An 11,907-nucleotide genomic window follows, 5' to 3' on the forward strand; every position below is an offset into this window, starting at 1 on the left:
TCTGTAATGGCGTATTTATGATCCATTTATTAATTATTGATGCATTAAATTTAATACGCCGTATCCATGCGGTGCAAGGAAGCCCGTGTGGAGAAACCTGTCTATCTGCGATATCACAGTTGCTCACTCATACAGATGCCACACACATTGTCGCAGTGTTTGATGAAGAAGGTCGCCATCAAAGCTGGCGTCATGAAAAACTCCCTGATTACAAAGCAGGTCGGTCGCCGATGCCTGAAGATTTACACGCTGAGCTCTCTGATCTAATGGCTTTATTTACAGAAAAAGGCATTCACTGTTGGCAATCTGTAGGGGATGAGGCTGATGATTTAGCGGCCACGTTAGCAACACGTATCGCGGGAGCTGGGCACACTGTTACCATCGTTTCCACCGATAAAGGCTACTGTCAACTGCTTTCGCCTAATCTACGCATTCGCGATTATTTCCAAAAACGCTGGCTAGATATTCCTTTTATCGAAAAGGAATTTGGCGTTTCTCCTGAACAACTTCCTGATTATTGGGGACTTGCGGGGATCAGTAGCAGTAAGGTTCCAGGTGTCGCAGGTATTGGCCCGAAAAGTGCGGCAATACTATTGCAGCAATATCACTCTATCGAAAACTTATTTGCGAATTTAGATAAACTGGAAGAAAAATGGCAAAAAAAACTAGTTAATCAACAAGAAATCGCATTAATTTGCCGCGATATTGCCACATTAAGAACGGATATTGCACTGCAAGGAAATTTAAACCAGCTACGTTATATAAGCAACTGATCAAAATAAAAAGGCCTCTGAGTTAATTAGTGGCCTTTCTTATTAGTTTTATAAATTAATAATATTCACGCGCCATTGGGTTTGCTGACCAAACACGCATCACATGCACAGTCACTTCTTCACGATCATGATAAAGCTGCTTAGCTTGGATTAGCACGTTTACACCCCGTTCTTTCAGCTGCACCTGCATCTTTTCTAATATGTGTGAGACTTCTTCATAGCGCTTTTTCATTGGCAGTTTTAGGTTAAATATGGCCTCGCGGCACCAACCTTGAGCTAACCAATCCGTCATCAATGCAGCCACTTTTGCTGGCTTTTCAACCATATCACACACTAACCATGTGATGTTTTGTGATGAAGGTTGAAACTTAAAACCATCTACACGGTGATGAGTAACTTGCCCTGTATCCATCAAACTTTCTGCCATCGGGCCATTATCAACCGCATGAACCATCATGCTACGTTTCACTAGTTGATAAGTCCAGCCCCCAGGGCAAGCGCCTAAATCGACCGCTTTCATTCCACTGGCAAGACGCTCATCCCACTCTTCATAAGGAATAAAGACGTGAAATGCTTCTTCTAACTTCAAGGTAGAACGGCTGGGCGCATCTGATGGAAATTTTAAACGCGGAATACCCATATAAAAATTTGAGCTATTATTGGTATATGAATATCCCGTATAACAGCAACCTGGTGCAATAAAAAACACGTGGATCACGGGTCTTTTGAAATTCTCAAGTGGAAGTAAGATTTTTTCTTTACGCAACGCATTACGTAAAGGCACCGTAAATTTACGGCAAAACTTCATCAGTTCTTTGGATTCGTTGGTATCTGCGACCTCCACCCGAATATCACCTGCTCTCACCACTTGTTGGCTTAGCGCATTGACTATTGGGGTGATACGATCTTCAGGTGGCAAGTCTTTTAATAAATCACCAACCACAATCATTTGGCGAGCAAAAATTAGCTCACGAAAAGGCAATGTACGGGCGAGAGTGTCTGCATCTTCAGCTTGGTAGCACTCAAAAATGACATAACCACTATTTTCTTTTACACGGGCAAAACCATAAATTTCTTTTTGCCCTGCTTTATCCGTAATCTCTGCTGCGCACTCTTTTTCAAAGCCTGGCCGACAATAAAGTGCAATTTTATTACTCATTACGTGACGCCGATTTCCTTAGACGCATAGCGCCAATAACTACTAACAACCAACCAATCAGGAAACAAACTCCCCCTATTGGCGTAAAATAAGAAAAGTATTTTACCTGCAATAGGGCCATACAATAAAGGCTACCGCTAAAAAGAAGTATCCCAACAGAGAAAAAAACACCTGACCAATAAAACCATAGGATCACTTTACGTAATAAAATTGCGCCTAATACCATTAATGCAATAGTGTGCAACATCTGATAACGCAATCCAGTTTCAATCCAGTCCATTTGATGGACACTCATAATTGACGATAACGCATGAGAACCAATAGCCCCAAAAGCAACAGTAAAAAAGCCACTAATTCCAGCGAAAATTAACATCAAACGACTATTCACAGTAACACCTTTTGTTTAAATACTTGATTACTGAATAAGCGCCACATCTTGGTCACCCGTAATAAAACCCAATTTTTCTTGTTCACTCGCTGCTTGCGCAAGGATCCACTGACGAAAAGCAGCTATTTTGCCTAAATCTGCTTGGCTTTCTTGGCAAACTAAATAAAACGCATTTTTACTAACTAACACCTCGCTAAAGGGACAAACCAAACGCCCTGCGTCAATTTCATTCTTTGCCATTACATTATTGGTTAATGCAACACCTTGTCCATGTACTGCCGCTTGAATCACCATCGCGCTATGGCTGAAAATCGGCCCTTGTTGTACATTCACTATATTCTGTAGCTCTAGCTGTTTAACATACGCTTGCCAGTCTCTTCGAGAAGAATCATGAAGCAGTGTATGTTTTGCTAAATCTTCTGGATTTTTTAGTTGGTTTTCCCCTGTCATTAATGACGGTGCACAAACTGGCATTAAATATTCAGCGTAAAGCCTATCAGTTCTTAAACCAGACCAATTTCCTCGACCATAAAAAATCGCCACATCCACATCATCTGCGAGTTTATCTTCTTCTCGATCAACGGCTTGAATGCGGACATCAATACCTGGGTAAGCTTGGTTAAACCCTGAAAGCCTAGGTACCAACCATTGGATAGCAAAACTGGGTGATAAACTCACCGTTAATGCACCTTTGGCGCTTCTCGCTTGCAACTTACGTGTTGCTTCATTTAAAGAAGAAAATATTTCTTTAATATCAAGGTAATAACTTTGCCCTTCTTCCGTAAGAAGTAGCGAGCGATTACGCCGACGAAATAGCTTTAACCCAAGAAAGTCTTCCAAACTTTTCATTTGGTGACTCACGGCTGCTTGGGTGACAAATAATTCTTCTGCTGCCTTAGTAAAACTTAAATGACGGGCTGCGGCGTCAAACACTCTCAGCGCATTCAGTGGCGGTAATCTTTTAGACATAATCACTTCTACTCGGCATCTCGTTATGCATTAGTTTTTTTCATCCGAAGCATTATAATTTGTCCCTTGAGGATCTGCCAGTAAATACCTATAGTATGCGCACTTCCTAAGCCGGAACGAAAAGTTACAGAGTTTAGTTACTTTGAAACTTTTGGCTTTGTGGTTGTGATGTTGTGTTTGCAAGTTGTCTGGTTGAACCAGACTTTGTAGCTTTTGCTACTGTTTTTTTCACTTCCTGTACATTTACCCTGTCTGTCCATAGTGATTTTTTATAGTGCACCGCCAAAACGCGGTGCTTTTTTTTGATTTTTTTACTGGTATTTACTTAGGACAAATGAAAAATTTAACTTAGTAAATACAAATAGCTACAGATAATTACTAGTGTACCGAAAAAACTTTAAGTTAGATATTTAAGATAATTCCTGAAAATAATTCAGTTTATGCTTTCTAAAAAAGAACTCTCAAACAAAAAGGATTACTTTGCGGTGCAATACACTGAATCACCCAAGAAAATTTACTTTTGATATTGCTAATAAGTAATACCAAACGTAACAAAATATTTCAATGTTTTGATTGAAAATGACAAGTTTAAATTAATCAAAAAATAATCAATAATGTACGGATAAATGTACATCTCTGTAGACAATACCCACAACTATCAGATAACACAGATAATTATTGACTAAAAAGAAAGAACCCATGGATCATTTTAGCGCTACCGCATTTCGCCAATTATTTCCTGCAATAAATTCCTCAACATTATTTTTTGATAGTGCAGCAACTGCATTGAAACCGATTGCAATGATTGAGGCTTCAAATAATTACTACCGCTTATCTGGTAGCTCGGTTTACCGCGGTCAATCACCAGAGTCATTAAAATTAACTCGCGACTATGAATTAGGCCGTATTCGAACGGCAAAATTTATTAATGCCGCCAGTGAAAATAATATAATTTGGACACGAGGTGCCACCGAGTCGATTAATTTGATTGCTCAGAGTTATTTTCGGCCAATCTTACAAGCAGGTGATGAAATCATTGTCAGCGAAATAGAACATCATTCAAATTTATTACCTTGGATGATAGTTGCTAAGCAAACTGGCGCTAAAATTATAAAATGGCCCATCGAACAAGGTGCCTCACTCAGTTTAGCAACGCTAAAATCACTGCTAAATAACAAAACCAAAGCCATTGCTATTACACAAATGTCGAACGTCACTGGCTTTCAGCCTGACTTATCGGCAATCACTCATCTCGCCCACCAAATAGGTGCCCTGGTTATCGTTGATGGCGCCCAAGGCGCTGTACACTGCCCTATTGATGTTAGTGCTGAAGATATCGACTTTTATGTTTTTTCCGCCCATAAACTGTATGGCCCTACAGGCCTCGGTGTTTGTTATGGAAAAACAGCATTATTAGAAGCCATGGTGCCTTGGCACGGCGGGGGAAAAATGTTGACTGAGGTGACTTTTGAAGGTTTCACGCCAGCCCCCATTCCTCAATGTTTTGAAGCAGGCACACCTAATATTGCTGGGGTTATTGCTTTTTCAGCCGTTCTTGAGTGGATTCAATCTATCGATTTAGTACAAGCAGAAGCTTATACTTGCTCACTTATCGAACAAGCCAATAAAAAACTCTCACGCATTCCTGGTTTTATTGGTTATAGTGTGCCTAATTCACCATTACTTTCATTCAATTTTGAAAGTATTCACCATAGCGATTTAGGTGTGCTCTTGACTGAACAGCATATTGCATTACGCTATGGGCAACATTGTGCTCAACCTTTAATGGATGCCTTGAATATTAGTGGCTGCATACGCATCTCTGTGATGCCATATAATAACCTACAAGATATTGATAAACTTATTAATGCAGTCACTCGCTCACTTTCAATACTCAATGACTAAATCAATACTAAAGATAAAAAGGAAGCCTAATGACTTCGACTAAATATGAGCTTGCTCCGCACCCTTTTGGTACAGAGATTAAAATTCAGGAAATAGTTGAACAGTTTTCCGCACATAAAGCTTGGGAAGATAAGTACCGTTTACTTATCCAATTAGCGAGACAATTACCGACACTAACTGATGATGAGAAGCAACAAACTCAAGAAGTGAAAGGCTGTGAAAACCGAGTGTGGATTGGTGCAATACTCAATGATGATGAAACTTTCCATTTCTATGGTGACAGTGAAGGTCGTGTTGTAAAAGGGCTTTTTGCGATTTTATTAGCGGCTATTGAGCAAAAAACAGCGAAAGAAATTATGGAATTCGACTTCAATGAATTGTTGGAACAAACAGGCTTACCCAGTCAGCTCAGCGAATCTCGCCAAAATGGTATTCAATCATTAATTACGGCAATTCGAAATATTTCCAATGAAATGACGCCAGCCTAATCAACGAAAGAGGCTATGTATCGCAATAGCCTCTTCACTATTTAATGTTTTTTTCTACATTTCTTTGGGCTTTTGCCATCATTTTTTTCAACGCATGCGCCACAGCAATAAAGCCAAAACTTGCTGTGACCATGGTGACGGCCCCGAAACCTGATGCACAATCCATTCTTTTTGAGCCTTCTGCAGTACTTTTTGCTGCGCAGACAGTGCCATCACTTTGTGGATAAACAAGCTGTTCCGTGGAAAACACGCAATCAATTCCTAGCTTGCCTTTACCATTTTTAACCACATTAAAGTCCGACTTTAACCGCTCACGAAGCTTTGCCGCTAATGGGTCTTGAATGGTTTTCGCCAGATCCACCACTTGTATTTGTGTGGGATCTATTTGACCACCAGCCCCACCAGTTGTGACTACAGGGATTTTAAATCGCCTACAATAAGCCAGTAGTGCAGCTTTAGGCCGAACACTATCAATTGCATCAATAACGTAATCAAACCCCGTACTGAAGTACTGAGCGACATTATCGACTGTGATGAAATCATCAATGACATTCACCACACACTCTGGGTTAATCTCCAAAATCCGCGCTTTCATCACCTCAACCTTCGGTAAGCCAACGGTTGATTTAATAGCATGTAATTGACGGTTAGTATTCGTGACGCAAATATCATCCATATCAATTAAGGTGATTGCACCAATTCCAGAACGAGCTAATGCCTCAGCTGCCCATACACCAACACCACCCACACCGACAACACAGACATGAGAGCGCGCAAAAAGATGAAGGGCTTTCTGCCCATATAAACGCCCGATCCCAGCAAAACGCTGCATCCAAGCATCTGAAAGCTTAGCTTGCATAATAACAAACAACCTTAGTTAAGACGGTAATTACATTGCACCAAAAAGGGGCTGACTCTTTTTCAGCACCCAGACGCGTCCATAATGGTTATAAAAACCAGCCATTTTGCCTGCGTCATGACCTGTTCCATGGTAAATATCGAAGTGGTGGCCTTTAATCGCTCCCCCTACATCCAAGGCAACCATCATACGCATTTCGTATTGCCCCGTAAATTTACCATTACCATCTAAAACAGGAATTTCCGCCAGCAATGCCGTTCCTGCTGGGATCAAGGTTTTATCTGACGCAACTGACGCTTTTGCTATCAACGGAACTGCGCTAGCGCCTCTTACTGGTACAAAAGATTGCGGTTTGAAGAAAACAAACGATGCATTTTCCTCCAATAATTGACGAACTTCTTGCTCACTATGGCTATTTGTCCAATCGTGGATAGCTTGTAAAGACATTTGGCTTAATGGCACTTCGCCACGGTCAACAAGAACTTTACCGATACTTTTATACGCGTGGCCATTTTTCCCTGCATACCCAAAGAAATTCAGCGGGCTACCATCACCAAAATCGACATAGCCACTCCCTTGAACTTCCATCATAAAATTATCTACAGCGGAATTACTGTAAGCCAAAATGAGGTTATTACTCAACGCGCCATTATAGATAGCTGCTCGGCTAGGTAACCGCGATTTCCCTTTTGGGGGCATTCCATATAATGGATGGCGAAATTCCCCTTGTGGTGAACGTCTTGCTTCAATAACAGGTGTGTAATACCCCGTAAATTGAACGTTCCCGTAATTATCAGCCCCTTCCATTTGGAAGGCCGATAAATTGAAGCTGGCGAGCTGTGCGGGGTTTCCACCTGCCATTAACCAATTTTCAATCGCATGATAAGTGTCACGGTTATTTTGGAATAAACGCGGAGATGCATTTTTAATTTCAACGATCTGCTGATTAAAGTCAGGTGCATTTATTGGTTTGCCTTGAACATTTACCTGATTAACTTTCTGTAAGTCTTCAACAAGACGACCATCTTTGTATTGTTGGCCTTTATCCGTTGGGTGAGTTTGGCATCCTGCCAACAATGAAAAAAAGACACCTGTGACTATCCACTTATTTACTATTGACCATTTTTTCACCGATAGCATATTAATTACCTTCATTAATTCTAAGTTCATGCTCCACCATCCAAATACAACCCACAATCCAATATGCAACGCACAATAGCAAACCCAAAATGGGAATGAAACGAGTAAACATATTTAGTTAAATTATTTTTCTTTGCCACCCCCGCAAAGTTCAAAAAATAAACATAACGTGCGTATTTTGTTCTGTAGAATGCTAAAAATGAAAAAAAAACACGAAAAAACTTGCATCAGATCTCATCCCGAGTATAGTGCCCGCTATCGGACGCGGGGTGGAGCAGCATGGTAGCTCGTCGGGCTCATAACCCGAAGGTCGTTGGTTCAAATCCAGCCCCCGCAACCAATACTGATTTAATCAGTAAAGTAGTAAAAAAAATCAAAACGTTGTAAAGAATTCAGTCGCGGGATGGAGCAGCTTGGTAGCTCGTCGGGCTCATAACCCGAAGGTCGTTGGTTCAAATCCAGCTCCCGCAACCAATTTTTTTACTTCTTCAGTCGCGGGGTGGAGCAGCTTGGTAGCTCGTCGGGCTCATAACCCGAAGGTCGTTGGTTCAAATCCAGCCCCCGCAACCATTTCTTCCCCTAGCACCACACTCTCAAAAATATTAATCACCACCTTTATTTTTACAAATAAAAAAGGCGACTCGCTTTTGCTTATCACCTGTTTATTTACCGTTCGTTATGGTTAGTTGCGGATCGCTAACTCACCACCATTGCGGAAGTAAGCTTTTACCCCTTCAAAGATAGACTCTGCCATTTGTTGTTGGAACTTAGCCGTTTTCAGCTTACGCTCTTCTTCCAAGTTACTGATAAACGCGGTTTCAACTAATATTGATGGAATTTCAGGTGCTTTGAGTACCGCAAATCCAGCTTGATCAACCTTATTTTTGTGTAATCGGTTGACTTTCCCCATACGTTTGAGTACTTCATCACCAAATTTCAAACTATCATTAATCGTTGCTGTCTGGACTAAATCCAACATTGTGTGGTCAAGATACACATCACCACTCTTACTTACACCACCAATTAAATCGGCCTCATTCTGAGTTTGAGCAAGGTAGCGAGCCGTATTACTGGTAGCTCCTTTAGTCGATAATGCAAAAACCGATGAGCCATGTGCTGAACGATTAGTAAATGCATCTGCGTGAATTGAAACAAATAAATCAGCCTGCATCTTACGTGCTTTTGCAACACGCACTTTAAGAGGAATAAACACATCCTCATTACGTGTCATGTAAGCACGCATTTTAGGATCTTTATCAATCAACGCTTTTAAGCGCCGTGCAATCTGCAAGACAACATCTTTTTCACGTGTTTTATATTTCCCTATCGCACCTGGGTCTTCCCCACCGTGCCCAGGGTCAATCATAATAATAATTGGGCGATCCGTCCCTGCTTTACCTGGTTTTTTCGCTTGCGCAGGCATACTTTCTTCGAGGTCACCTTTATTGTAGTCCTCGAGTAATGCTAATAATGGATCATCGCTAGTATCCACACCTTTGCCTGGATAGAAATCAAGGACTAAGCGGTGTTTAAACTCCCCCACAGGCGACATGGTAAAGAATTGTGGGGTCACTTTATTTTTCACTTCAAAAACAAGGCGTACGGTTTTAGGATCAAATTGCCCCACTCTGACCAATTTGAGATAAGGGTCACGTGTTTGAATTTGAGTTCCCATCTGCTTAAGTACGTTATTTAACTGTACGCCCTCAAGGTCAACAACAATCCGCTCTGGGTTATTCAGCACAAACTGGCGGTACTTTAGCGGAACGCTTGATTCAAGCGTTACACGAGTGTAACTCGATGCAGGCCAAATACGCACAGCAATCACGCTGCTATTAGCAGAAAAACCGAATGGGCTAACGCTCAGTAACATAACTGCGGCGGCGCCTTGAATAAAACGACGCTTAGATGGGCTGTGATCTTGCTGACTCATCAATAATTCCGAACCTAGAACTGAAAAATAAATTGATATTAGACTATATGCCAATTAATCGGCCAGAAATAAGCACTCTAACTAATCATGTGCTCTCTGTCATTAATAATACACATTTATATTTAAAGATATGTAACTCTTAAAAATATATTTGTTATTTTTTATACCATCTTTTACTTGATATTTTTCGCCAAAAAGAATAAAAATACATTATTAACGAATAAAAATTCATTAAAGAGGGTTGTTATGAAAGAGCGCAGCACCGAGTTGGTTGATGAGTTTCGCCATTCGGTACCTTATATAAACGCCCACCGCGGCAAAAATTTTATCATTATGCTTGGTGGTGAAGCGATTGCGCATGAAAATTTCCCAAGTATTGTCAATGACATAGGATTATTACATAGTTTAGGGATCCGAATTATTGTGGTCTATGGTGCTCGTCCTCAGATTGAGGATATTCTAGCAGAACACAAATATGATGCGGTTTACCACAAACATACCCGTGTGACTGATTCGAATACACTTGAATATGTTAAGCAAGCATCTGGTGCATTACAGCTTGATATTACCGCTCGCTTATCAATGAGTTTAAGTAATACACCATTACAAGGTGCCCATATTAATGTAGTCAGTGGTAATTTTGTCATTGCACAGCCACTTGGTATCGATGATGGTGTTGATTACTGCCACAGTGGGAGAATTCGCCGCATCAATGAAGAAGCCATTAATAATCAATTAGATAATGGTTCTATTGTTTTAATTGGCCCTGTTGCGGTTTCCGTTACTGGGGAAAGTTTTAATCTGACCTCAGAAGAAATTGCGACTCAACTCGCTGTAAAAATGAAGGCCGAAAAACTGATCGGGTTCTGTTCTTCTCAAGGTGTCGCAGATAAAGAGGGTAATATCTTATCTGAATTATTCCCAAATGAAGCAGAAAATAGAATTCAAGAACTTGAATCTGAAGGGGATTACTACTCTGGAACTGTACGTTTCTTGCGTGGCGCAGCAAAAGCTTGCCGCCGTGGGGTACGTCGTAGCCACCTATTAAGCTATCAAGAAAATGGCTCGCTTATTCAAGAATTATTCTCTCGTGACGGTATTGGTACTCAAATCGTAATGGAAAGTGCTGAACAAATTCGCCGTGCAAATATCAATGATATTGGGGGTATTTTAGAACTAATTCGCCCTTTAGAGCAGCAAGGAATACTTGTTCGTCGCTCACGGGAACAACTTGAAATGGAAATCGATAAATTCACGATTATTGAACGAGACAATTTAGTGATAGCTTGCGCTGCTCTTTACCCATACCCAGAGGAAAAACTAGGGGAAATGGCTTGCGTTGCTGTTCACCCTGATTACCGTAGTTCTGCTCGAGGAGAGGAGCTACTTCACCGCGTTGCAGTACAGGCGAAACAATTAGGCTTAGATAAACTATTTGTATTAACGACTCGTAGTATCCATTGGTTTCAAGAGCGTGGTTTTACCCCTGCTGAAATTGAGATGCTGCCACTGAAAAAGCAAGCTTTATATAATTACCAGCGCCGTTCTAAAATTTTGATCTTGGAGCTAAAGAGCCAATCTGATAAGTAACCGTCCCTATTTGCAATAAAATAAGTGTTGGTTAGTGCAGTTAATACCCCAAATTATGCATGGATGTCTAATTTGGGGGCATATAATTAACTCGTTAATATCGACTTAATTAAGCAATCTGTACAATTCTTGCTTTTTCACAAAGTGGATTGGCCTCTAAATGTGGCTTTATTGCCGCTTCCATTTCAGCAAAAGAGCTACCATAGAAGTAGAATGCGGTTTCTGTTGGGCCATCCCACACACCGTGAATACTGCCGATGTCTTCAACAGCTTCATCTAATACATCAAAAACGTCGTTAATGTCCCCATTTTCATAAACTTCATCAGCAAGCTCTGTACCATTAAAATAAACGGCTAAACCTTCGTGCTCACCAAAGTCGATACGAACATCTTCACCATGAATAAATAAACGAGACCCTTTTGGCGCTAGCATTGAGGTAAATAGCTGGATTATCATGCTAATATTTTCATCACTTGCGTCAGCGATGGCCAATTCAATATCACATTCCTGTGCTTCGCCATTATCACCTAATAGTGTGCCGCCACCTGTGACATGAATATCCTTACCCAGACTTTTCATGACTTCATCAAATGCATCTTCTAAATCTGCACGCCTAACAGGTTCTAATCTCGCATTTAACGTAATGGTTACTGCGGTCATCTCTTGCTGGTTATCCATATCATTACCTTTAAATCATTATTA

11 protein-coding genes and 3 tRNA genes are annotated in these 11,907 nt (G+C 40.8%); 7 read left to right on the top strand and 7 right to left on the bottom strand.

Annotation, left to right across the window (positions count from 1 at the left end; translation table 11 throughout):
* Window positions 1-17 precede the first annotated feature (17 nt).
* Window positions 18-773 (top strand): flap endonuclease Xni, encoded by a 756-nt coding sequence (gene xni, locus AABS66_RS17440; RefSeq protein ID WP_430225218.1) that lies wholly within the window; start codon window positions 18-20, stop codon window positions 771-773.
* 55 nt (window positions 774-828) lie between these two features.
* Here the strand turns inward: xni and rlmM are convergent, their stop codons facing one another.
* Genes rlmM through AABS66_RS17455 form a run of 3 tightly spaced genes read right to left on the bottom strand, consistent with a single transcriptional unit; the run spans window position 829 to window position 3,289 of the window.
* Window positions 829-1,932, bottom strand: a complete 1,104-nt coding sequence (gene rlmM / locus AABS66_RS17445; protein WP_206083736.1) for a 23S rRNA (cytidine(2498)-2'-O)-methyltransferase RlmM — start codon at window positions 1,930-1,932, stop codon at window positions 829-831.
* Complete coding sequence (locus tag AABS66_RS17450; RefSeq protein ID WP_206083735.1) at window positions 1,925-2,320, bottom strand: DUF423 domain-containing protein; 396 nt, start codon at window positions 2,318-2,320, stop codon at window positions 1,925-1,927. Before AABS66_RS17450 ends, rlmM begins: the two co-directional genes overlap by 8 nt.
* 27 nt (window positions 2,321-2,347) lie before the next feature.
* Window positions 2,348-3,289 carry a transcriptional regulator GcvA gene (locus AABS66_RS17455; protein WP_206083734.1) on the bottom strand — a complete coding sequence of 314 codons (942 nt, stop codon included), beginning with the start codon at window positions 3,287-3,289 and terminating at the stop codon, window positions 2,348-2,350.
* Between the two features lie 699 nt (window positions 3,290-3,988).
* Between AABS66_RS17455 and csdA the strand changes: the two genes are divergently transcribed.
* Together csdA and csdE are read left to right on the top strand one after the other, a co-directional pair.
* Window positions 3,989-5,194 (top strand): cysteine desulfurase CsdA, encoded by a 1,206-nt coding sequence (gene csdA, locus AABS66_RS17460; RefSeq protein ID WP_206083733.1) that lies wholly within the window; start codon window positions 3,989-3,991, stop codon window positions 5,192-5,194.
* Window positions 5,195-5,223: 29 nt separating this feature from the next.
* Complete coding sequence (csdE, locus tag AABS66_RS17465; RefSeq protein ID WP_206083732.1) at window positions 5,224-5,682, top strand: cysteine desulfurase sulfur acceptor subunit CsdE; 459 nt, start codon at window positions 5,224-5,226, stop codon at window positions 5,680-5,682.
* Between the two features lie 37 nt (window positions 5,683-5,719).
* Here the strand turns inward: csdE and tcdA are convergent, their stop codons facing one another.
* Both tcdA and mltA read right to left on the bottom strand, forming a co-directional pair.
* Complete coding sequence (gene tcdA / locus AABS66_RS17470; protein ID WP_206083731.1) at window positions 5,720-6,541, bottom strand: tRNA cyclic N6-threonylcarbamoyladenosine(37) synthase TcdA; 822 nt, start codon at window positions 6,539-6,541, stop codon at window positions 5,720-5,722.
* A gap of 30 nt (window positions 6,542-6,571) precedes the next feature.
* The gene (gene mltA, locus AABS66_RS17475; RefSeq protein WP_206083809.1) at window positions 6,572-7,681 is read right to left on the bottom strand and encodes a murein transglycosylase A; all 1,110 of its coding nucleotides are present in this window, start codon (window positions 7,679-7,681) and stop codon (window positions 6,572-6,574) included.
* Window positions 7,682-7,944: 263 nt separating this feature from the next.
* Between mltA and AABS66_RS17480 the strand changes: the two genes are divergently transcribed.
* The 3 genes from AABS66_RS17480 (at window position 7,945) to AABS66_RS17490 (ending at window position 8,251) form a co-directional block, all read left to right on the top strand.
* Window positions 7,945-8,021, top strand: a tRNA-Met gene (locus tag AABS66_RS17480).
* A 57-nt stretch (window positions 8,022-8,078) separates the two neighbouring features.
* Window positions 8,079-8,155, top strand: a tRNA-Met gene (locus AABS66_RS17485).
* A 19-nt stretch (window positions 8,156-8,174) separates the two neighbouring features.
* A tRNA-Met gene (locus AABS66_RS17490) sits at window positions 8,175-8,251 on the top strand.
* A gap of 112 nt (window positions 8,252-8,363) precedes the next feature.
* Here the strand turns inward: AABS66_RS17490 and amiC are convergent.
* The gene (gene amiC / locus AABS66_RS17495; protein ID WP_206083730.1) at window positions 8,364-9,614 is read right to left on the bottom strand and encodes an N-acetylmuramoyl-L-alanine amidase AmiC; all 1,251 of its coding nucleotides are present in this window, start codon (window positions 9,612-9,614) and stop codon (window positions 8,364-8,366) included.
* Between the two features lie 246 nt (window positions 9,615-9,860).
* Between amiC and argA the strand changes: the two genes are divergently transcribed.
* Window positions 9,861-11,204 carry an amino-acid N-acetyltransferase gene (gene argA / locus AABS66_RS17500; protein WP_206083729.1) on the top strand — a complete coding sequence of 448 codons (1,344 nt, stop codon included), beginning with the start codon at window positions 9,861-9,863 and terminating at the stop codon, window positions 11,202-11,204.
* A gap of 109 nt (window positions 11,205-11,313) precedes the next feature.
* On the opposite strand, the gene AABS66_RS17505 is transcribed toward argA, so the two are convergent.
* A complete protein-coding gene (locus AABS66_RS17505; protein WP_206083728.1) occupies window positions 11,314-11,883 on the bottom strand; it encodes a hypothetical protein in 570 nt (189 codons plus the stop codon).
* Window positions 11,884-11,907 lie beyond the last annotated feature (24 nt).

It is taken from the genome of Providencia sp. SP181, assembly GCF_050446505.1.
GTDB lineage: Bacteria > Pseudomonadota > Gammaproteobacteria > Enterobacterales > Enterobacteriaceae > Providencia > Providencia vermicola.